The organism is Bacillus sp. Leaf49 (assembly GCF_001426125.1).
Lineage (GTDB): Bacteria > Bacillota > Bacilli > Bacillales > Bacillaceae > Bacillus > Bacillus altitudinis.
The window spans coordinates 142,757-164,275 of sequence record NZ_LMRK01000024.1; the positions used below are offsets into that span (position 1 = coordinate 142,757).

General features: G+C 41.7%; 20 protein-coding genes. 16 read left to right on the forward strand and 4 right to left on the reverse strand.

Annotated elements, in window-relative coordinates:
* Nucleotides 1-27 precede the first annotated feature (27 nt).
* The 10 genes from tpx to ASG46_RS18375 all read left to right on the forward strand — a co-directional run bounded on the left by tpx (nucleotide 28) and on the right by ASG46_RS18375 (nucleotide 10,468).
* Nucleotides 28-528 (forward strand): thiol peroxidase, encoded by a 501-nt coding sequence (gene tpx, locus ASG46_RS18330; RefSeq protein ID WP_007501731.1) that lies wholly within the window; start codon nucleotides 28-30, stop codon nucleotides 526-528.
* Between the two features lie 88 nt (nucleotides 529-616).
* Nucleotides 617-1,591, forward strand: coding sequence for a class I SAM-dependent methyltransferase (locus tag ASG46_RS18335; protein ID WP_056705534.1), 975 nt, complete (start codon nucleotides 617-619; stop codon nucleotides 1,589-1,591).
* A gap of 229 nt (nucleotides 1,592-1,820) precedes the next feature.
* On the forward strand, nucleotides 1,821-3,005 hold the full coding sequence (locus ASG46_RS18340; protein ID WP_007501728.1) for an acetate kinase: 1,185 nt from the start codon (nucleotides 1,821-1,823) through the stop codon (nucleotides 3,003-3,005).
* A 99-nt stretch (nucleotides 3,006-3,104) separates the two neighbouring features.
* Nucleotides 3,105-3,620, forward strand: coding sequence for a MogA/MoaB family molybdenum cofactor biosynthesis protein (locus tag ASG46_RS18345; RefSeq protein WP_046526486.1), 516 nt, complete (start codon nucleotides 3,105-3,107; stop codon nucleotides 3,618-3,620).
* Between the two features lie 173 nt (nucleotides 3,621-3,793).
* Nucleotides 3,794-5,005, forward strand: a complete 1,212-nt coding sequence (locus tag ASG46_RS18350) for an argininosuccinate synthase (RefSeq protein WP_008343148.1) — start codon at nucleotides 3,794-3,796, stop codon at nucleotides 5,003-5,005.
* Complete coding sequence (gene argH / locus ASG46_RS18355) at nucleotides 5,002-6,375, forward strand: argininosuccinate lyase (protein WP_056705537.1); 1,374 nt, start codon at nucleotides 5,002-5,004, stop codon at nucleotides 6,373-6,375. Before ASG46_RS18350 ends, argH begins: the two co-directional genes overlap by 4 nt.
* 119 nt (nucleotides 6,376-6,494) lie before the next feature.
* Entirely contained in the window at nucleotides 6,495-7,400 is a 906-nt protein-coding gene (locus ASG46_RS18360) for a phosphotransferase (RefSeq protein WP_056705540.1), read from the forward strand.
* A 95-nt stretch (nucleotides 7,401-7,495) separates the two neighbouring features.
* Entirely contained in the window at nucleotides 7,496-8,251 is a 756-nt protein-coding gene (locus ASG46_RS18365) for an SDR family oxidoreductase (protein ID WP_008343153.1), read from the forward strand.
* Nucleotides 8,252-8,317: 66 nt separating this feature from the next.
* Complete coding sequence (locus ASG46_RS18370) at nucleotides 8,318-9,001, forward strand: metal-dependent hydrolase (protein WP_017358276.1); 684 nt, start codon at nucleotides 8,318-8,320, stop codon at nucleotides 8,999-9,001.
* 144 nt (nucleotides 9,002-9,145) lie between these two features.
* Nucleotides 9,146-10,468 (forward strand): CBS domain-containing protein, encoded by a 1,323-nt coding sequence (locus ASG46_RS18375; protein WP_017358275.1) that lies wholly within the window; start codon nucleotides 9,146-9,148, stop codon nucleotides 10,466-10,468.
* 167 nt (nucleotides 10,469-10,635) lie between these two features.
* On the opposite strand, the gene ASG46_RS18380 is transcribed toward ASG46_RS18375, so the two are convergent.
* Nucleotides 10,636-10,938 carry a YtpI family protein gene (locus ASG46_RS18380; protein ID WP_008343164.1) on the reverse strand — a complete coding sequence of 101 codons (303 nt, stop codon included), beginning with the start codon at nucleotides 10,936-10,938 and terminating at the stop codon, nucleotides 10,636-10,638.
* 147 nt (nucleotides 10,939-11,085) lie between these two features.
* On the opposite strand from ASG46_RS18380, the gene ASG46_RS18385 reads away from it, so the two are divergent.
* Entirely contained in the window at nucleotides 11,086-12,027 is a 942-nt protein-coding gene (locus ASG46_RS18385; protein ID WP_007501719.1) for a DHH family phosphoesterase, read from the forward strand.
* A gap of 49 nt (nucleotides 12,028-12,076) precedes the next feature.
* On the opposite strand, the gene ASG46_RS18390 is transcribed toward ASG46_RS18385, so the two are convergent.
* The 3 genes from ASG46_RS18390 to ASG46_RS18400 form a co-directional block, all read right to left on the reverse strand.
* The gene (locus ASG46_RS18390) at nucleotides 12,077-12,262 is read right to left on the reverse strand and encodes a hypothetical protein (protein ID WP_008346082.1); all 186 of its coding nucleotides are present in this window, start codon (nucleotides 12,260-12,262) and stop codon (nucleotides 12,077-12,079) included.
* Between the two features lie 108 nt (nucleotides 12,263-12,370).
* Complete coding sequence (ytrI, locus tag ASG46_RS18395; protein ID WP_007501718.1) at nucleotides 12,371-12,874, reverse strand: sporulation membrane protein YtrI; 504 nt, start codon at nucleotides 12,872-12,874, stop codon at nucleotides 12,371-12,373.
* Nucleotides 12,871-13,212 carry a YtrH family sporulation protein gene (locus ASG46_RS18400; RefSeq protein ID WP_007501717.1) on the reverse strand — a complete coding sequence of 114 codons (342 nt, stop codon included), beginning with the start codon at nucleotides 13,210-13,212 and terminating at the stop codon, nucleotides 12,871-12,873. The genes ytrI and ASG46_RS18400 overlap by 4 nt, the downstream gene beginning before the upstream one ends.
* 137 nt (nucleotides 13,213-13,349) lie before the next feature.
* Here ASG46_RS18400 and dnaE point away from each other — a divergent pair, with 137 nt between their 5' ends.
* The 5 genes from dnaE (at nucleotide 13,350) to pfkA (ending at nucleotide 21,501) form a co-directional block, all read left to right on the forward strand.
* Entirely contained in the window at nucleotides 13,350-16,685 is a 3,336-nt protein-coding gene (dnaE, locus tag ASG46_RS18405) for a DNA polymerase III subunit alpha (RefSeq protein WP_056705543.1), read from the forward strand.
* 141 nt (nucleotides 16,686-16,826) lie between these two features.
* On the forward strand, nucleotides 16,827-18,059 hold the full coding sequence (locus tag ASG46_RS18410; protein WP_007501712.1) for an NAD(P)-dependent malic enzyme: 1,233 nt from the start codon (nucleotides 16,827-16,829) through the stop codon (nucleotides 18,057-18,059).
* A gap of 305 nt (nucleotides 18,060-18,364) precedes the next feature.
* Nucleotides 18,365-19,240 (forward strand): acetyl-CoA carboxylase, carboxyltransferase subunit beta, encoded by an 876-nt coding sequence (accD, locus tag ASG46_RS18415; RefSeq protein WP_017358273.1) that lies wholly within the window; start codon nucleotides 18,365-18,367, stop codon nucleotides 19,238-19,240.
* Entirely contained in the window at nucleotides 19,225-20,202 is a 978-nt protein-coding gene (gene accA / locus ASG46_RS18420; RefSeq protein ID WP_008346075.1) for an acetyl-CoA carboxylase carboxyl transferase subunit alpha, read from the forward strand. The genes accD and accA overlap by 16 nt, the downstream gene beginning before the upstream one ends.
* A gap of 339 nt (nucleotides 20,203-20,541) precedes the next feature.
* The gene (pfkA, locus tag ASG46_RS18425) at nucleotides 20,542-21,501 is read left to right on the forward strand and encodes a 6-phosphofructokinase (protein WP_017358271.1); all 960 of its coding nucleotides are present in this window, start codon (nucleotides 20,542-20,544) and stop codon (nucleotides 21,499-21,501) included.
* Nucleotides 21,502-21,519: the final 18 nt, after the last annotated feature.

A 21,519-nucleotide genomic window follows, 5' to 3' on the forward strand; every position in this document is an offset into this window, starting at 1 on the left:
CATACATTTGATAAGGGAGGAATTGTTTTGGCATCGATCACATTTAAAGGGAGCCCAGTAACGCTTGTAGGAAATGAAGTGAAAGTAGGCGAGCAGGCTCCAGATTTCACGGTATTAACGAACTCACTAGGGGAAGTTTCACTTTCTGATTTAACAGGAAAAGTGACGATTATCTCAGTGATTCCTTCTATTGATACAGGTGTGTGTGACGCACAAACAAGACGTTTCAATGAAGAGGCAGCCGGCTTAGGTCCGGTCAATATTTATACCATTAGTGCAGACCTACCATTTGCACAAGCACGCTGGTGCGGAGCAAACGGAATTGAAAATGTCGAAACATTATCTGATCATAGAGATATGTCATTTGGTGAAGCGTTTGGTTTATATATGAAAGAATTGCGTTTATTGGCGCGTGCGGTCTTCGTATTAGACCCAAGCGGAAAAGTCGTTTACACTGAGTATGTAAGCGAAGCAACCAATCATCCAAATTATGAAAAAGCCATTGAGGCTGCGAAATCACTGTTATAAAAGCAGCATCGACAAGAGCTCCGGCTTCATACTGGGGCTCTTTTCAATGAGAACATATAGCTTTTAACAAAGCGAGGAGAGAAAAGCATTGCAGAAAGATCAAGTGAGTACGATTTTTGAGCTGCTCGATACAGCTTCAATTCGTTTAAAAAAGGAACAGAACATTTCCTATATTGAAGCATTGGCAGAAGCAGGAGAAGCCTTTTTCCAGGCAAATGATCGAAACGGTTTACTAAAAGATTTAATAGAGAAAGCAGATTTCGCCTCTTATGATCATGAGCAGATTCGTAAAGCGTTTCAGCTCGCCGTACTGAAAGGACAAAAAGATATTTCACATCCAAACCGGCAGATGACACCTGATACAATTGGTCTGTTTGTCAGCTATTTGGTCAATAAATTTTTAGAAGGACAAAAAGAGCTGGTTGTCTTTGATCCAGCAGCGGGAACAGGGAATTTACTGCTTGCGGTCCTCAACAATGTAACAGCAGAAACAAAACGTGGTTTTGCCTCTGAAATTGATGACGTGCTCATTAAAATTGCGTGGGCACAAGCGAACTTAGAAGAAAAAGAAGTAGAGCTTTTCCACCAGGACAGCCTTGAGCCGCTTCTTATCTCACCAGCAGATGTTGCTGTATGCAGTCTTCCTGTCGGGTATTATCCAAATGATGAGCGCGCTAAAGACTATGAATTAAAGGCAAAAGAAGGTCATTCCTTTGCGCATTATCTATTCATTGAGCAAAGTCTTCGTTACACGAAAGAAGGCGGCTTCTTATTCTTCATCATTCCAAACGATTTGTTTGAAGGAAAAGAAAGCGTACAATTAAAGGATTTCATCAAAGAACATGCATATATGAATGCGTTAATTCAGCTGCCAGTCTCTATGTTCAAAGACAAAAAGCACGCCAAAAGCTTATTTGTGATGCAAAAGAAAAAAGAGGGGCTCGAAGCACCGAAACGTATGCTATTTGCCAATCTGCCATCTTTCTCACAGAAGGAAGCAATGGTTGGCGTCATGAGAAAATTAGACCAATGGTTTATAGAAGAAAAAGAAACGAAAGAATAGCCAGAGTGATGTCTGGCTATTTTATTATTCAGAAAATAACGACTTATTGATGTAAGCGGTAACAGTTCGAAGGTGTACTTGAAATGCAAAGTTTTCAATGTTTAAATGAAAAAGTCAGATATTTTTCGGACTTATCGTTAAACTATAAAAGACCCGTTCAAACAGGTTGAATATAGCACCGAAAAAACGTGAAACCTTATATAACAACTGAGTAAAAGGAGCGACAGTAATGTCCAAAATTATTGCAATCAACGCAGGAAGCTCATCTCTTAAATTCCAATTGTTCGACATGCCAGAAGAAACCGTTTTAACAAAAGGTCTTGTTGAAAGAATCGGAATGGACAACAGTATCTTCACGATTTCTGTAGATGGAGAAAAGAAAACAGAAGTCACAGATATTCCAGATCATGCAGTAGCGGTTAAAATGCTGCTTGAAAAACTAATTGAATTTAACATCATCAAAGACTTTAATGAAATTGATGGCGTAGGACACCGCGTCGTTCACGGCGGAGAAAAATTCAGCGATTCTGTTGTATTAACAGATGAAGTCATCAATGACATTGATCAGCTTTCAGAGCTTGCACCACTTCACAACCCTGCAAACGTTGTAGGAATCAAAGCATTTAAACAAATTCTGCCTGACGTACCAGCGATTGCTGTGTTCGATACAGCGTTCCACCAAACAATGCCAGAGCAGTCTTACCTATACAGCCTTCCGTACGACTACTACAAAAACTTTGGTATTCGTAAATACGGATTCCACGGGACAAGCCATAAGTTCGTAACAGAGCGTGCAGCAGAGCTATTAGGCCGTCCTCTTGAAGAGCTTCGTTTGATTTCTTGCCACCTTGGAAATGGTGCAAGTATCGCAGCAGTTGAAGGCGGAAAATCAATCGATACGTCAATGGGCTTCACACCACTTGCGGGTGTTGCAATGGGAACACGTTCAGGTAACATTGACCCTGCCCTTATTCCATTTATTATGGAGAAAACAGGACATACAGCGGAAGAAGTACTTTCTACTTTGAATAAGAAGAGTGGTCTTTTAGGTGTGTCTGGTCTTTCAAGTGATCTTCGTGATATCGAAGAAGCGACAGAAGAAGGAAACGACCGTGCAGAAGTAGCACTAGATATTTTTGCAAGCCGTATTCATAAATACATCGGTTCTTATGCAGCGAGAATGAATGGTGTAGATGCCATCATCTTCACAGCTGGAATCGGTGAAAACAGCTCAGAAGTGAGAGCACGTGTACTTCGTGGTCTAGAATTCATGGGCGTATACTGGGATCCATCTCTTAACAACATGAGAGGCGAAGAAGCATTCATCAGCTACCCTCACTCTCCTGTAAAAGTCATCGTGATTCCAACGAACGAAGAAGTCATGATTGCAAGAGACGTTATGCGTTTAGCGTAACATCCTTTTAAAGCTCTTTTCCTCAACGGAAAAGGGCTTTTTTCAATTGAAATTAGCATGCTATAATGTGAGGCAATATGAAAGGAGCGGTGTGAAGAGATGAGCGCCCAAGAACATAAACGCGAAGCGAAAACGAGGCTTCATGTAAAAGTCATTACCGTCAGTGATACAAGGACAAAAGAAACAGATAAAAGCGGCCGTCTGATGATTGATTTGCTCAAAGAACAAGGGCACCTTATTCTTGCATACGATATTGTGAAAGATCACATTGGAGCGATTCAAGACGCCGTTTTAGAAGGAACAAGTGAAGCGAAGATTGATGCCGTCTTGTTAAACGGGGGAACTGGTATTGCAGCAAGGGACGTCACGATTGAATCCATTACACCTCTTTTCTCAAAAGAGCTGCCGGGCTTTGGAGAAATTTTTCGCATGCTGAGCTATACAGAAGATATTGGATCAGCCGCTATCTTATCTAGAGCGACGGCAGGGGTGATTAACCAAAAAGCCGTTTTTGCCACACCAGGTTCTACCGGAGCAGTTCGGTTAGCCATGACCAAACTCATTATTCCAGAGCTTCCTCATGTCTTGCGAGAGCTTGAAAAAGATCAAAAATAGCCCAAAATGACTCTGCCAAGAAAATTTGGCAGAGTTTTTTTCATAAAGGGGTTGAAAAAACAATTTTTCCTTGTTACAGTGTATACATACTAAATGCATGTTTATAAATTAAAACTTATTTTTATGCAAAAAACATTCACAGAATCAAAACAAGCGAGAGGAGCTTTTCAAACATGTCACAAAATAAAAAAGTCGTATTAGCATATTCCGGAGGTCTTGATACCTCTGTTGCAGTTAAATGGTTACAGGAGCAAGGTTACGAAGTTGTTGCTTGCTGCCTGGACGTAGGTGAAGGAAAAGATTTAGCATTCGTTCAACAAAAAGCACTTCAAGTCGGAGCTGTTCAATCTTACATGATCGACGCAAAAGAAGAGTTTGCTGAAGAATTTGCACTTGCTGCACTGCAAGCACATACGATGTATGAAGGGAAATACCCACTCGTGTCTGCACTATCTCGTCCGCTCATTGCCAAAAAGTTAGTGGAAGTCGCAGAGAAAGAAAATGCAGTAGCTGTTGCACACGGATGTACAGGGAAAGGAAACGACCAAGTTCGTTTTGAAGTATCAATCAAAGCATTGAATCCAGACTTAGAAGTTCTTGCACCAGTGCGTGAATGGAAATGGTCTCGTGATGAAGAAATCGACTATGCACAAAAGCACGGTATTCCAATTCCGATTAACTTAGACAGCCCATATTCAATTGACCAAAACCTTTGGGGCAGAAGTAACGAATGTGGTATTTTAGAAGATCCTTGGGCAGCGCCGCCAGAAGGTGCTTATGATCTGACAAATCCACTTGAAAAAACACCTGACACACCTGAAATCATTGAAATCACGTTTGAAAAAGGAAAACCAACAGCCATTGACGGAATCCAGTATTCATTATCTGATCTCATCCTTCATTTAAATGAAGTTGCTGGCCAGCATGGTGTAGGCAGAATCGATCATGTTGAAAACCGTCTTGTTGGAATCAAATCTCGTGAAGTATATGAGTGCCCAGGTGCAGTTACCCTATTAAAAGCACACAAAGAACTTGAAGACTTAACGCTTGTCAAAGAAGTAGCACACTTTAAACCAATCGTTGAACAAAAAATGGCTGAATTAATATACAACGGCTTATGGTTCTCACCACTTAAATCAGCACTAGATGCATTCTTACAAGAAACGCAAAAGAACGTAACAGGTGTTGTACGTGTGAAACTATTTAAAGGCCATGCCATTGTAGAAGGACGTAAATCACCATACTCACTTTATGATGAAAATCTAGCAACTTACACAAAAGCAGATGAATTCGATCATGATGCAGCTGTAGGATTTATTAACCTTTGGGGTTTACCAACAAAAGTAAACAGCATCGTGAACAAAAAGGAGCAGGTTAAAGCATGAAAAAGCTTTGGGGAGGCCGATTTCAAAAAACACCAGAAAAATGGGTCGATGAGTTTGGTGCATCCATTCATTTCGACAAACAATTAGTCAAAGAAGATCTGACCGGCTCCCTTGCCCATGCAAGTATGCTGAATAAATGCGGTATCATCGGTGATGAGGAGGCCGCTGCAATCAAAGACGGACTGAATACGCTCATGAAAAAGGCAGAGGCGGATGAACTTGAATTCTCAGTGGATTATGAGGACATTCATTTAAACCTTGAAAAAATGCTCATTGATGAGATTGGTCCGCTTGGCGGCAAATTGCACACAGCGAGAAGCCGGAATGATCAGGTCGCAACCGATATGCATTTATATTTGAATAACCAAGTAGAGCATATCATTGAGCTGATCTCTTCTTTTCAAACAGTGCTTGTAGAAAAAGCTGAACAGCACGTTGGAACGATTTTTCCAGGATATACGCACTTACAGCGTGCACAGCCTATCTCCTTTGCTCATCATATGCTCGCCTACTTTTGGATGCTTGAACGGGACAAAGCGCGTTTTCAAGATTCATTGAAGCGGATTAATGTGTCACCACTTGGATGCGGGGCGTTAGCAGGAACGACATTCCCAATTGATCGTGAATATACAGCAGAGCTTCTTGGCTTTGACCATATTTACGAGAACAGCCTTGATGGCGTGAGTGATCGTGATTTCATTTTAGAGTTCTTGTCCAATAGCAGCCTTGTGATGATGCATCTCTCACGTCTTTGTGAAGAAATCATTTTATGGTGCTCTCAAGAATTCAAATTTATTGAGCTCGATGACACGTACGCAACAGGCAGCAGCATGATGCCGCAAAAGAAAAACCCAGATATGGCTGAATTGATCCGCGGAAAAACAGGGCGAGTATATGGCAACCTGATGGGGCTGCTCACCATTATGAAAGGCTTGCCGCTTACGTATAACAAAGACTTGCAAGAAGATAAAGAAGGCATGTTTGATACGGTGAAAACGATCGCTGGCAGTCTGCAAATCTTCACAGGCATGATTCAAACAATGACAGTGAACGAAGATGTCATGAAAAAAGCAACAAAAGAAGATTTCTCAAATGCGACCGAAGTGGCAGACTACCTTGCGAAAAAAGGCATGCCATTCCGTGAAGCACACGAAATCGTTGGGAAGCTTGTGTATACATGCATTCAAAAAGGCATCTATTTAAGTGACCTTCCATTTGAAACATTTACAGAAGCAAGCGGCCTCTTTGAACAAGACATTTACACTGTTCTTGATCCGTATGTTGCTGTTGAAAAAAGAACAAGTGCAGGTGGAACTGGATTTAAACAAATTCAACTCGCTTTAGAAAAAGCAAAAGCCTGCCTAGCATAATTCGCCAAAACCATTCGTTTATACGGATGGTTTTTTGTCATGGGAAAAAGGAGATTGATCTTCACTGAAGAAAATGAAAGCATACCAGTGTCAAGCTGAATAAGGAGTGACAACAGTTCATGAAGAAAACGCTTCAGACTTTGTTTGATCAGCCTATCGTATCAGTGAAAACGTTAGGAGAACCATACGATGGCCGGGCTAATGATGTGTGGCTGATTTCCTTACAAGACAAAACGGAATATGTAGTGAAATCTCCTAAAACTGCAAAAGAAGAAAGTGAATTTATGTATGGGATCAACATGATTTATGGAGTAGATGCCCGTACTGTACAGGAGCATCTTGATGAAATCAATGAAAAGCTGGCTCATACGAATTCCTTTCATATTCCGAAAGTTGTTCGTAAAGTGAAGAAGGCGGGGAAACACTTTTATGTCATGGAAAAAGTAGAAGGAATCCCTTTAACATCTTTTGAGGGCCGTTCAGCACAATTCTATAGGGATTACGGGAGGAAACTAGCGCATCTTCATTCATATCAAACTAACTTTTTCGGTGCAGTATACGGGGGAGAAAAGAGACATTTGAGAGAATTCCATGCGCTGTTAAAAAAGGCAGTTTCCAAACTTATCAGCCGCTATTACGCTGATCAGCCTGAATATCAGGATTATGCAGAAAAGGTGCAGCAAAAGCTTGAAAAGCTAAGTCCTCCTGATTCAGCCAGTCTCATTTTAATTGATTTAGACCCATCGCAATATATTGAAGACGATGATCAAGTGGCGAGTCTAGTTGATACGGAATATGTCGTATTTGGACCAGCTGCGTTTGATTTGATTGCACTCGAATACCTTTTGACGAAAGAAGCTGCACAAGCGGTTCAATTAGGATATGAAGAGATTTGCCCGCTTCCTCGCCAGCTTCATGAGGTGAGAGAATGCTATCGGTTTGTTTCGCTGCTTCTCGATATCCATGGTTCATGGGATATGAAAAAGTGGATGAATCACCCTATACGGTTTTCCCCTCATTGTTAAAGGGTTCAAAAGTGCGAAGGGAGCCGGTTTATAGTAAAGTAAAGATAACAAAAGAAACACATGAACTTGCAACCTTTGCTTTAGGAGGAGATTGTGTGCGACACGCATTAATAACAGCGGGTTCTAAAGGACTTGGCAGGAAAGTCACCGAGTCTTTACTGAATATGGGGTATTCTGTGACAGTGAATTATCGAAGTGATGATGAAGCTGTCCGGCAGATGAAAGAAGAACTGCAAGAATACGAAGAAAAGCTTCAATTTGTCCAAGGCGATGTGACAAACAAAGAAGATTTAAAAAACATGGTCGAGCTGGCAGCAGAGCGATTTGGGCGGATTGATGCCTTGATCAATAATGCTGGACCTTATATTTTTGAACGAAAAAAACTCGCGGATTACTCTGAAGACGAATGGTATCAAATGATGGAAGGCAACCTATCCGCAGTGTTCCATTTGTTCCGAATGGTGATCCCTATGATGAGAAAACAAGGCTTTGGCCGGATTATCACATATGGCTTCCAAGGTGCAGACCATGCGCCAGGATGGATGCATAGATCAGCCTTCGGAGCGGCAAAAGTGGGCCTTGCGTCATTGACGAAAACCATTGCGATTGAAGAAGCCGAAAACGGCATCACCGCTAATATGGTGTGTCCAGGCAAAATCGTTGGAGACATGAAAGAATCAACGATAGAGGAAGCACGTCAGATAAAAGACGATGAAACACCGATTGGTCGGTCTGGGACAGGTGAGGATATCGGTCGTATCATTTCATTTCTATGTGATGACCGTTCAGACCTCATTACAGGAACCGTCATTGAAGCAACAGGTGGTCTTAATGTGATTCACAGGCACTAAGTTTTTCAGCTTTTTATAGAGGGAATAGACAAAATGAGATCAAATTCGAAAGGTGGATATATTTACATGAAAGCTACATATCATGGACATTCAGTCGTACACATTGAAACAAACGGATACCATATTTGGATTGATCCATTTTTAAATGGAAATAAGCACACGGATATCAAACCGCAAGATGTGAAAGCAGATGTGATTTTGCTCACGCACGGGCATGGAGATCACGTCGGAGACACGGTTGAAATCGCTAAAAACAATGACGCACTCGTGATTGCGCCATTCGAACTTGCCACTTATTTAGGCTGGCAAGGGGTGAAAACACACCCGCTTTCTATTGGCGGCGGACGTGAATTTGAATTTGGTAAAGTCAAGCTGACGCAAGCGTTCCATGGCTCAGCGGTCATTGATGAAGAATCCAAAACGATTACGTATACAGGGATGCCATCCGGTATTTTATTTACTGCTGAAGGCAAAACAATTTATCATGCTGGAGACACGGCTCTCTTCTCGGATATGAAACTCATTGGGGAGCTGAATCATATTGAGCTCGCCTTCCTGCCAATAGGTGATAACTTCACGATGGGACCAGACGATGCGAGAATCGCAGCAGAGTGGCTTCGTGCGAAACAAGTCGTACCGATTCATTACAGTACATTCCCGCCGATTGAGCAAGATCCTCATGCCTTTGCAGACAGCTTGCATGGCGGCGTGGGTCACGTATTAAACAGCGGAGAATCCATCGATATTTAATAATAGGAAGAAAAGCCGGCATCCAACCGGCTTTTTTTATTTGCCTGTATCGTGCTCGTGTAAAAGACAAATTGCTATTAAAAGCCTCCTGCCTTTATAATGAAATATAGATGAAAACGCTGAAAACAAAAAGGGTGAACGGGATTGGCGACAAAGCATGAGCAAATTTTATCGTATATTGATTCATTGGATGTCGGAGAGAAAATTTCTGTCCGGCGTATAGCGAAAGAAATGAAAGTCAGTGAAGGCACGGCTTACCGGGCTATTAAGGATGCTGAAAATAAAGGGTTCGTGAGCACCATTGAACGAGTCGGTACCATTCGAATTGAACAGAAGAAAAAAGAAAATATTGAAAAGCTGACATATGCGGAAGTAGTCAATGTCATTGATGGTCAGGTGCTTGGCGGACGAGCCGGCTTACATAAAACGTTAAATAAATTTGTCATCGGTGCAATGGAACTGGATGCGATGATGCGATACACAGCAGCAGGCAACCTGTTAATCGTCGGAAACCGAATCAATGCTCACCGGCAAGCATTAGAGGCGGGAGCGGCTGTGTTGGTCACGGGCGGATTCTCAACAGATGATGAAATTATTCAGCTCGCAGATGAGCTTGAGCTGCCCATTTTATCAACAAGCTACGATACATTTACCGTAGCGGCTCTCATTAACCGGGCCATTTATGACCAGTTGATTAAAAAAGAAATTGTGCTTGTGGAGGATATTTTAACGCCGATAGAACGGACCGTCTATTTATCGCCAGAAGACAAACTTGAGAAATGGTATGAAAAGAATTATGAAACCGGGCACGGCCGGTTCCCGGTAGCAGACGATCAAATGAAAATTCACGGCATTTTGACCTCAAAGGATATTGCCGGCCATGACCGTTCTACACCGATTGAAAAGGTGATGACAAAAAATCCGTTGACCGTTATTGGCAAAACATCTGTCGCTTCAGCTGCACAAATGATGGTGTGGGAAGGTATTGAGGTACTGCCAGTTGTAAATGATCATGCGAAGCTGATTGGGATGATTAGTCGTCAGGACGTGCTGAAGGCGCTGCAAATGATTCAAAAGCAGCCGCAGGTCGGTGAAAAGTTGGATGATGTCGTGTCACGAGGGTTTAAGGAGACTGAGACAGAAAAACCAAAAACAGATGCGGTGTACCAATATGAAGTCTCACCACAAATGACAAATCAACTCGGTAATATTTCGTATGGTGTGTTTACACAAATTTTAATCGAATCAGCCAACCGCTTCTTAAAGTCTCATAAAAAAGGCGAACTAATTGTAGAAAGTCTTTCTGTCTATTTCTTAAAACCGGTTCAAATGGAATCCACGATACAGATCAAACCGAATATTTTAGAAGTTGGGCGCAAGTTTGGAAAGCTGGAAGTGGAAGTTTACCATCAGTCAAATATTGTAGGCAAAGCGATGTTGATGGTGCAGCTGATGGAGAGAGGATAATAGGCAAAAAAGGGCGGCATGAATGCGCCCTTTCAGCGTGTAAACAAACCCTCGCATTCGCCCGCAGTCCTGCGTGCTGGTGCTCACGAATGTCAAATTCGCTCCGCGCCAGTACTCGTCCTTCCTAGGGCTGCAAAGGTTTTCTATCACGCTGAAAAGAAGCTCTATTATGCGTGGTCTTTTTCGCCTTCCTTTAAAAAGAGCGGAAGATAGTGCTTATAGGCTTTATATCCGGCCCATGTACTGCCGATACCAACTGCAACAAAAACAAACCCAATGACAAATGCCAGTGACGAGCGGTTTAAAAATAATTGATTCACACCGAAGAGCAGGACAAAGCAGCCAAGTGCCATACTTGATTTGGCAGACCAGAATTTCTTCTCGACCGGCCGGTTCGTACGGACATTCTTTGCTTTGTAGTATAAATAAAACATGGCAGAACAAATAATAAACACAATCAAAACAAGCATGTGCCAAGCCTCCATTGTAAGTGGTTACAACCCTATTTTAAACGTAAATAGGCTTGCTTACTAGAATAAATTGTCTATTCCTCACTTTTCTGTCTGGGTAGATTATGATTTAATAATAAAAAGAGTATCGCATAAGAAGGAGTATTTATGAAAAAAGAACTGATTAGAACCATATCATTATATGACACCATCATCATTCATAGACATGTAAGACCTGATCCAGACGCATATGGATCACAGTGCGGCCTTACGGAAATCTTGCGTGCCACCTATCCAGAAAAAAATATTTATGCGACAGGAACCCCTGAGCCATCCCTTTCATTTTTATATGAATTAGATGAGGTGCCAGATGAAGTGTACAAAGGTGCCCTTGTCATTGTCTGTGACACTGCGAATCAAGCAAGAATTGATGATCAGCGTTATTCAATGGGCGATAAGCTGATGAAAATTGATCATCATCCGAATGAAGATCCGTATGGTGATTTGCTTTGGGTTGATACAGAAGCAAGCTCTGTTAGTGAAATGATTTATGAGCTGTATTTAGAGGGGAAAGAAGAAGGATATCAGCTGAATACAAAGGCGGCAGAACTCATTTATGCCGGCATTGTAGGAGACACAGGCCGTTTCCTTTTCCCAAACACAACGAAAAAGACACTCAAATATGCGGGTGAACTCATCGAATATCCGTTTTCATCATCAGACCTTTTCAATCAATTGTATGAGACAGATTTGAATGTGGTGAAATTAAATGGCTATATTTTTCAACATATCTCCTTATCAGAGAATGGCGTAGCTTCTGTTTTTATTAAACGTGACATTTTGGAGTCATTCCAAACAACAGCGCAGCAAGCCTCACAGCTTGTTGGGACACTTGGAAATATTGCAGGGATTAAGGCATGGGTCTTTTTTGTGGAAGAGAACGATCAGATTCGTGTGAGATTCCGCTCAAAAGGCGTCGTCATTAACACCATTGCTAAAAAATATCATGGCGGAGGTCACCCGCTTGCAGCCGGTGCGTCCATATATGATTGGGCAGTTGCAGATGAGATTTTGCGTGATTTAGAAGAAGTATGTAAATCATCATCGTGAGAGAGGGGCTTCAAGTTCCCCCTCTCTTTTTTGAGCTTTGAGAAAAGGGTTACTTGGATACAGGGATAAACCAGCAGCCGATGTCAGTTGAATCTTCATAGGCTTGGAGATTTTGATGCTTTAATTCTTTTTTAATTAAATGGGCCATCATTTCTGTCTCAGCATAAGCACACATGCCGTCTTTAATCCGGCTTGCTTTGTCTCGTGCCATTTGACGATAGCTGTAAACCTCCATTGTTCTCACCTCTTTCTTTGATCATCTCGTTCTTCTTTTAGTGTATAAAAATAACAAGTGAAAAGCGATCATTGAGTGCAGAAATTCATAAAAATTCCACATCATCTATTATTCAGCAAAGGAAATACGCACTTCAAGCGAAAGTTTTGTATAGATGGTCAGCTCTGTGACTTTGGCGCGGTATGCCTTTTCTCTAATCGTATATTCTTTATTTTCCACGGTCCGTTTTAAGAGCTCTTTTGTTTTATAGACACTTTCAATATCCTTTGTGATCACCTCTGAGATATCCTCTTTCACCTGATCTTCAAATTTCAAGGTATCTGGCTCCGGGATTTTGTACTGCTCACGGTTGACGAGGTGAACGTCTACGCTCTGAATAAGCAGACGCTGCTTATTGTCTTCATTTAATTTATGCAAATCTTCCCGATAGAGTGTGATTTGTTCTTTCAGACTGTCCATATGGTGCTGCTGGCTTCTGAGCAGTGTCACTTGCTTCTCTTGAAAGGTGCCATACGTAAAGAGAAAAATCAGCCAGCTGATAATTGCGCCGAACATCATCCCAGCAAAAAAACGCTGCCAGCCTGGACGTTTATACAGCTCAGGCACCCTCATGATGACACATGCTCCTGAGTGAGCCACGTAATCAGGAGATACCCCGTTTGCGCACCGCCCATAGCAGAGATAATTAACAAGATCTGCTTGAAAATATCACGTGTGTTCCCTTCGAAAATCCCTCTTTCAAAACTATAGACCGCATCAAAAGTTCCACCGATTGCCGCAACAAGTGCCCAAATTTTTAAGCGGTTGGCAAGACTTGAAATAATTGATAGCGGTGGCTGACCAGATAAATATGCACCTACCCCGCCGATAATGGCACCGCCCAAAATAACCCCCAGTGCGATAAAATAACAGCTAATAAAGTTTGGAATAAAGGCTTCCTTCACATCCATTTTTCCCACCTCACTCTATTCAATATATGGCGTGTGCTGGACAAGTATGAACGAGCGGAAAAGAAAGAACATTTGTTTCTCACCGCATCGCGTTTTATAATGAAAGAATGAATTTAGACGAAAGGAGTGGATTAAGCATGTCCTATGTTCATCTTCAGGTCCACAGTGGATACAGCTTGTTGAGCAGTGCAGCGAAGGTCAAGGAGCTCGTATTAAAGGCGAAAGAACTTGGCTATCAAGCGCTCGCTCTTACGGATGACCATGTGATGTATGGAACGGTTGAATTTTATAAGGAATGTAAAACACATGGCATCAAGCCGATTATCGGTTTAACAGCTTCTGTCTTCATAGATGAACAAGAGACAGAGGCTTATCCTTTGATCCTCCTTGCCAAAAACAATGAAGGCTATCAAAACTTGATCAAAATTAGCAGTGTCTTGAAATCAAAGTCAAAAACCGGCCTGAAAGAGAAATGGCTGAAAGCCTATCATCATGGCCTTATTGCCATCACACCAGGCGTATCCGGCTATATTGAAACGCTGCTGCAACATGATCAGCTAGATGAAGCAAGGGATGCAGCGAGCCATTTAAAAGATCTTTTTGGTGAGGAACATGTGTATTTAGCCGTTCAGCCGTTTCAGCAGGACGAAGAGCTGTCTCATAAGCTGCGGGAACTCTCAAAAAGGGCGAACATCCCGCTTGTGGCAACAGGTGACGTCCACTATATCCATCAAGAGGACAAAACCGCATATACATGTTTAAAGGCCATTAAAGCAGGCCAGCAGTTATCAGAAATAGAGGAAGACCAAGGAGACAAGCATTTCAGATCGACCGAAGAAATGATGAAGTGGTTTGGTGATGATCCAGAATTGCTGGCAAGAACGGTTGAGATTGCAAACCGCTGTGAGGTCGATTTAAATCTTGGTCAGACGAAACTGCCAACTTATCCGACGCCTGATCAATCAACAGCTGATCAGTTTTTACGAAGAGTGTGCCAAGAAGGCATAAAACGAAGACAGATTGCTTCAAATGACACATATATCAAAAGGCTTGAGTATGAGCTGAGCATCATTCAAAAAATGAATTTCAGTGACTATTTCCTCATTGTGTGGGATTTTATGAAGTATGCTCATGATCATGGCATAGTCACAGGTCCTGGCCGGGGATCAGCAGCAGGCTCTTTAGTTGCGTATGTTCTGTTTATTACAGATGTCGATCCGATCCGTCACGGGCTTTTATTTGAGCGTTTTTTAAATCCTGAACGAATCAGCATGCCGGATATAGATATCGATTTTCCTGACACGAGAAGAGATGAAATCATTTCATATGTAAAAGACAAATATGGGGATATGCATGTGGCGCAAATTGTCACGTTTGGAACACTTGCCGCAAAGGCAGCTTTAAGAGATGTTGGACGTGTGATGGGAATTGATTCAAAAGCAGCAGACCGCCTTGCAAAGCTCATCCCATCAAAGCCAGGGACGACACTGAAAGAAGCGGTGACGATCTCCTCAGAATTAAAAACACTGCTCCAGCAATCTGAAGAGCTGCAAAGAGTGTTTCAAACCGCTTTAAAGGTAGAAGGATTACCAAGACATACATCAACACATGCAGCCGGCGTTGTCCTAAGTGAGGAGCCGCTCACACAAGTCGTGCCTATTCAAGAAGGCCATGATGGAGTGTATTTGACGCAATATGCGATGAATTATTTAGAAGATCTCGGTCTTTTAAAAATGGATTTTTTAGGTTTGAGAAACTTAACATTAATTGAATCCATTAAAAACCAGATTGAAAGACAGGAAAACGTCCACATTAACTTTAGTGACATTTCATATGAAGATCAGAAAACGTTTGATTTGTTATCAGCGGGAGATACAACGGGGATTTTCCAGCTCGAATCACAAGGTATGCGTCAGGTGCTGAGACGACTGAAACCTTCTAGTCTAGAAGATATCGTGGCTGTCAATGCCTTATACCGCCCGGGTCCGATGGAGAATATCCCGCTCTTTATCGACCGAAAGCATGGCAGAGTGAAAGTCTCCTACCCGCATCCAGATTTGTATGACATCTTAAAGGATACATATGGGGTTATCGTCTATCAGGAGCAAATCATGCTGATTGCAGCAAAGATGGCAGGCTTTAAGCTGGGCGAGGCTGATTTACTAAGAAGAGCCGTTTCAAAGAAAGATAAAAAGGTGCTTGATGAAGAGCGAAGCCATTTTGTTGAAGGATGCCTAAAAAAGGAGTATCCTGTTAACATTGCAAATGACGTTTATGACCTAATCGTCAAATTTGCAAACTATGGTTTTAATAGAAGCCATGCTGTTGCATATAGCATGATCGGCTTTCAGCTTGCTTATTTAAAAGCGCATTATCCGTTATATTTTATGTGCGGTCTTTTAACGAGTGTGATTGGAAATGAAGACAAAGTGGCTCAATATTTCTATGAGGCAAAGGAAAAAGGGATATCTGTGTTGAAGCCTTCTATTAATAAGAGCGAATTTCCATTCACGGTTGAAAAAGGGGAGATCCGCTACAGCTTAAGAGCGATCAAAAATGTCGGAGTGTCAGCTGTAAAGGATATATACAGAGCAAGACAGGAAAAGCCATTTGAAGATTTATTTGATTTTTGCGCAAGGGTATCAACAAAGAGTGTCAACCGAAAAACGATTGAAGCCCTTATTTTCTCAGGGGCAATGGATGAGCTTCATCCAAATCGTGCTTCGTTATTAGCATCGATAGATATTGCGTTAGACCATGTGTCATTTTTAACACCTGAGGATCAGCTGGACTTTCTTGGGGATACAACCTTCCCACTTGAGTTAAAATATGCGGAGATAGAAGAAATGCCGCTTGTCGATCTCTTGCAATTTGAGAAAGAAGCACTCGGGTTATATTTATCAAATCACCCAGTACAAGCGTATCGAGATCGTTTGAGAGAGAATGGTGCAGTGGAAATCATCAGACTTTCTTCCTATATAAAGCGAAAGATCTCAATGGGTGGTCTTTTGACAAAGGTGAAATCGATTCGGACAAAAAATGGACAATCGATGGCATTTGTCACATTCGGGGATGAAACGGGAGAAATGGAAGGTGTCGTCTTTCCAGAGCAATTTAGAAAGCTGTCCCCCTTACTTGAGGAGGGCGCAATGCTTTATGTTGAAGGCAGAATAGATGTCAGAAATGAGAGCAGTCAAATCATCGTGCAAGAAGCTGTTCTACTGGAAGAGATGGGCTCTAAAAGAAAAGAATCTGTCTACATTCGAGTCAAAGAAGAGAACCATACGCAGGAGCTGCTAGAACAAGTGAAACGAGTGATCTCCATGCACAGCGGAGAAGCAGATGTCTATTTGTATTATGAAAAGCAAAAAAAGACGATGAGACTTCCAGATGCATACAAAGTTCATGCAGATCATGCGGTGATTTTCCAGTTAAAAGAGCTGCTCGGTGAACAAAACGTTGTGATTAAATGATGACAAATCGTCTGAATATGTTTTACAATTTCACCTATTGTGTTATCATTTTAAAGATTCTGTGTATTTAAACTGCCAAGTATGTGCTTATCAACTTAGCAATTCATTAAATCATTTTCCACTTGAAGGAGTGTTCATCACATGTCATTAAGAGAAGAAGCATTACATATGCACAAAGAGAATCAAGGCAAACTCGAATCAAAATCAAAGGTACAAGTGAAAAATGCGAAAGACTTGAGCTTGGCTTACTCACCAGGTGTGGCAGAGCCATGTAAAGATATTTATGACGACACAAGCAAAGTGTATGATTATACAATGAAAGGCAATATGGTTGCTGTTGTCACAGACGGAAGTGCTGTGTTAGGGCTTGGAAACATTGGGGCAGAAGCATCTCTTCCAGTAATGGAAGGAAAAGCTGTATTATTCAAAAGCTTTGCAGGTGTTGATGCATTCCCAATCGCACTTGCAACAAACGATGTAGACAAAATCGTTGAAACAGTGAAGCTTCTTGAGCCGACGTTTGGCGGCGTGAACCTTGAAGATATTGCAGCACCAAACTGCTTTATCATTGAAGAGCGTTTGAAAAAAGAGACAAACATTCCTGTTTTCCACGATGATCAGCACGGGACAGCGATTGTAACAGTGGCAGGACTTGTGAATGCACTGAAGCTGTCTGGAAAATCAATGTCTTCAATTAAAGTGGTTGCAAACGGCGCTGGAGCAGCAGGAATTGCGATTATCAAACTTCTTTATCATTTCGGTGTACGTGATATCATCATGTGTGATACAAAAGGCGCTATTTATGAAGGTCGTCCGAATGGTATGAATGCAGTGAAAAATGAAGTAGCTAAATTCACGAACCAAGATCGTAAAGAAGGTTCTTTAGAAGAAGTGATTGAAGGCGCAGATGTCTTTATCGGCGTTTCAGTAGCAGGTGCTTTAACTAAAGAAATGGTTGGGAAAATGGCAAAAGATCCGGTCATCTTCGCAATGGCTAATCCAAACCCAGAGATCATGCCAGAAGATGCACATGCAGCAGGTGCAAGTGTTGTAGGAACTGGCCGTTCTGACTTCCCGAACCAAGTGAACAACGTCCTTGCATTCCCTGGTATTTTCCGCGGGGCGCTTGATGTACGTGCGACACACATTAACGAAGAAATGAAAATTGCAGCTGTTGAAGCGATTGCTTCCCTTGTATCAGATGAAGAATTGTCAGCGGAATACGTTATCCCTGCACCATTTGATGCACGAGTAGCGCCAGCGGTAGCCAAAGCAGTGGCAAAAGCAGCAATGGAAACGGGCGTTTCAAGAATCAAAGTAGACCCAGAAGCTGTTGCAGAAAAAACAAGAAAATTAACGATTATCGGCGAGTAATCGAATTGGAAAAGTGTGCACGTTTTTTCTGAATTTGGAGGAAAAACGTGCACCATTTCCTCTCTTTCACGAAATTTTTTTCATCCTAAATGAGATTTTTTTGTAGACGTTCACAATTCACATATACCAACTACTCAGCGCCCCAAACCTATACTCATTTCTCATCAATTCCCCACTGAAAAAATTGAATGAAGGATGACAGCGTTTGACAAAAAAAGTACAATAGTTTCGGTACAGTTATGACATGTCCTATAATAGTGGATGTGCGTGTAAAGAAAAAACCCTTCAAAAAGGGAGGTAGTCATTTGTCAATCAAGAATATTTTCAGTAAAAAGAAAAAATATGCATCTGTACCCTCTGAACAGGCAAGTCAAGATGTGCCTGAAGGCATCATGACCAAATGTCCGCAATGTAAAAAAATAATGCTCACCAAAGAACTAGATAAAAATTTACGTGTTTGCATGAATTGCGGCAGACATTTGCAAATGAATGCAAAACAACGTATTGAAAGCCTTGTAGACGAAGGCACATTTGAAGAATTTAACGGTCACCTCATTTCTGAGAACCCGCTCGGTTTCCCAGGCTACGAAGAAAAGCTTGAGAAAGACAGAGAAAAAACATCTTTGAATGAAGCCATCGTGACAGGAAAAGGTGAAATTAAAGGTCAAAGTGCTGTCATTGCTGTCATGGATGCCACGTTCCGTATGGGCAGCATGGGCTCGGTCGTTGGTGAAAAGATTACACTAGCTATTGAGAAAGCAAAAGCGGACAAGGTGCCATTTATCATCTTCACTGCATCTGGAGGAGCAAGAATGCAAGAGGGGATTCTTAGTCTGATGCAGATGGCAAAAACAAGTTCAGCATTAAAGCTGTTCAGCGAGGATCAAGGTCTGATTATCTCTGTGATGACCAATCCGACAACTGGCGGTGTATCAGCTAGTTTCGCGTCTCTCGGTGATTACAACTTTGCAGAGCCTGGTGCATTAATTGGTTTTGCTGGTCGCAGAATCATTGAACAAACCATTCGTGAAGACCTACCAGAGGACTTCCAAACGGCTGAATTTTTAATGAAGCATGGTCAGCTAGATGCTGTGATTCACCGTGCAGAAATGAAAGAAACATTAGGCCAAATCTTAGCATTACACAGCACAGGAGGTGAACGAGAGTGGCTGGAGAACTAGAATTTGAAAAACCTGTCATTGAACTTCGAGCGAAAATTGATGAATTGAAAAAGTTCACACAAAACTCAGAGATGGATTTAAGTGCGGAAATTGAGCGCCTTGAAACACGTCTGAGTAAGCTTGAAACAGACATTTATACAAATTTAAAGCCGTGGGACAGAGTGCAAATTGCTCGTCATGCGATGCGCCCAACAACTCTCGATTACATTCAAGAGCTGTTTGATAACTTTTTCGAATGTCACGGTGATCGTTTTTATGGTGACGATGAAGCCATCGTTGGAGGAATTGCCACGTTTAAAGGACTTCCTGTCACAGTCATTGGTCATCAGCGCGGAAAAGACACAAAAGAAAACTTGCGCCGTAATTTCGGGATGCCGCATCCAGAAGGTTACCGTAAAGCATTGCGCTTGATGAAACAAGCAGATAAATTTAATCGTCCAATCATTTGCTTTATTGATACAAAAGGAGCTTATCCTGGTAAAGCAGCTGAAGAACGCGGGCAAAGTGAAGCAATTGCGAAAAACCTTTTCGAAATGGCAGGACTTCGTGTACCGGTTGTCTGTATTGTCATTGGAGAAGGCGGAAGTGGCGGAGCACTAGGCTTAGGCGTAGGAAACCACCTATTTATGCTAGAGAACTCAACATATTCAGTGATTTCACCTGAAGGTGCAGCAGCACTGCTCTGGAAGGACTCATCACTTGCAAAAAAAGCTGCAGAATCAATGAAAATTACCGCTCCAGACCTAAAAGAATTAGATATTATAGATGATGTTATTAAAGAAGTGCAAGGTGGAGCACACCGAGACGTGAAACAACAAGCAGCCTACATTGAAAAAACATTAAAACAGTCACTTACATCTTTGCTCAAACAATCGCCTGAAGAATTAGTCGAACAAAGATATCAAAAATACAAAGCAATCGGCAAAGTATCGATTGAAAATCAATATATTGGGGTAAACTAAATAAACGTACAGCCTTTTGGCTGGCGTTTATTTTTTTCGTCTTTTTTCATCAAAACGATCTGATGTAAGCGCTATTTGAAAATAATTTTCTTTTGTTTTCATAAAATTTGAAACGTCTGAAAACGTTGATTTGACAAGGTTTAGAGCACTTGAAACAACTGTTTTTTGAACAAAGTGCTTTCATGACTTTCTTAACTTTTGTTTAAAAACATTTTATTTAATTGTATAATAAGTACGGTTTTAGAAATTCGTATTGAAAACATCCGGTTTTGCTCATGATTGTTTTCAAGCAGTGGAAATGGTATGTTTAATTCATATATGGTCTCTGAGGTGAAAAAGATGAAGCGTATAGGAGTTTTAACGAGCGGTGGGGATTCCCCAGGAATGAATGCAGCTGTGCGCGCAGTTGTAAGGAAAGCAATTTACCATAATGTAGAAGTTTACGGTATTTATAATGGATATTCAGGTCTAATTAACGGTAAAATTGAGAAACTCGAAATAGGTTCAGTAGGCGATATCATTCATCGTGGAGGAACAAAACTTTACACGGCAAGATGTCCTGAATTCAAGACAGTTGAAGGTCGTGAAAAAGGGATTGAGAACTTAAAAAAATTCGGTATTGAAGGACTTGTTGTCATCGGTGGAGATGGCTCATTCATGGGAGCGAAGAAATTAACAGAGCTCGGTTTTCCATGTGTAGGTGTTCCCGGCACGATTGACAATGACATTCCAGGTACTGATTTCACTATTGGCTTTGATACAGCACTAAATACAGTCATTGATGCCATTGATAAAATTCGTGATACAGCCACATCTCATGAACGTACATACGTAGTGGAAGTAATGGGAAGACATGCGGGGGATATTGCCCTTTGGTCAGGTCTTGCAGGCGGAGCTGAATCGATTTTGATTCCTGAAGCAGACTATGACATGGACGAAATTATTGCCAGATTGAGAAGAGGACATGAGCGCGGCAAGAAGCACAGTATCATCATCGTCGCAGAAGGCGTAGGCAGCGGTGTCGAATTTGGTAAGAGAATTGAAGAGGAGACAAGCCTTGAAACGCGTGTATCTGTCTTAGGACATATTCAGCGTGGAGGTTCTCCAAGTGCGTTTGACCGAGTGCTCGCAAGTCGCTTAGGAGCGTATGCAGTAGAACTTCTTCTTGAAGGAAGAGGCGGACGCTGTGTAGGCATTCAAAGCAACGAACTCGTTCATCACGATATTTTAGACATCTTAGATAAAAAGCATACAGTCGATCAAAATATGTACCGACTTTCACAAGAGCTCTCTATATAAAACGAGAAGACCTTAGGA

Excerpts from the sequence above, each read along its gene's own strand:
- ASG46_RS18410 (WP_007501712.1), top strand. The coding sequence starts at position 16,827 with ATGTCATTAAGAGAAGAAGCATTACATATGCACAAAGAGAATCAAGGC.
- ASG46_RS18340 (WP_007501728.1), top strand. The coding sequence starts at position 1,821 with ATGTCCAAAATTATTGCAATCAACGCAGGAAGCTCATCTCTTAAATTC.
- ASG46_RS18345 (WP_046526486.1), top strand. The coding sequence starts at position 3,105 with ATGAGCGCCCAAGAACATAAACGCGAAGCGAAAACGAGGCTTCATGTA.
- ASG46_RS18390 (WP_008346082.1), bottom strand. The coding sequence starts at position 12,262 with ATGGAGGTTTACAGCTATCGTCAAATGGCACGAGACAAAGCAAGCCGG.
- ytrI (WP_007501718.1), bottom strand. The coding sequence starts at position 12,874 with ATGAGGGTGCCTGAGCTGTATAAACGTCCAGGCTGGCAGCGTTTTTTT.
- dnaE (WP_056705543.1), top strand. The coding sequence starts at position 13,350 with ATGTCCTATGTTCATCTTCAGGTCCACAGTGGATACAGCTTGTTGAGC.
- ASG46_RS18400 (WP_007501717.1), bottom strand. The coding sequence starts at position 13,212 with ATGGATGTGAAGGAAGCCTTTATTCCAAACTTTATTAGCTGTTATTTT.
- ASG46_RS18370 (WP_017358276.1), top strand. The coding sequence starts at position 8,318 with ATGAAAGCTACATATCATGGACATTCAGTCGTACACATTGAAACAAAC.
- ASG46_RS18360 (WP_056705540.1), top strand. The coding sequence starts at position 6,495 with ATGAAGAAAACGCTTCAGACTTTGTTTGATCAGCCTATCGTATCAGTG.
- ASG46_RS18380 (WP_008343164.1), bottom strand. The coding sequence starts at position 10,938 with ATGCTTGTTTTGATTGTGTTTATTATTTGTTCTGCCATGTTTTATTTA.
- ASG46_RS18350 (WP_008343148.1), top strand. The coding sequence starts at position 3,794 with ATGTCACAAAATAAAAAAGTCGTATTAGCATATTCCGGAGGTCTTGAT.
- argH (WP_056705537.1), top strand. The coding sequence starts at position 5,002 with ATGAAAAAGCTTTGGGGAGGCCGATTTCAAAAAACACCAGAAAAATGG.
- pfkA (WP_017358271.1), top strand. The coding sequence starts at position 20,542 with ATGAAGCGTATAGGAGTTTTAACGAGCGGTGGGGATTCCCCAGGAATG.
- ASG46_RS18385 (WP_007501719.1), top strand. The coding sequence starts at position 11,086 with ATGAAAAAAGAACTGATTAGAACCATATCATTATATGACACCATCATC.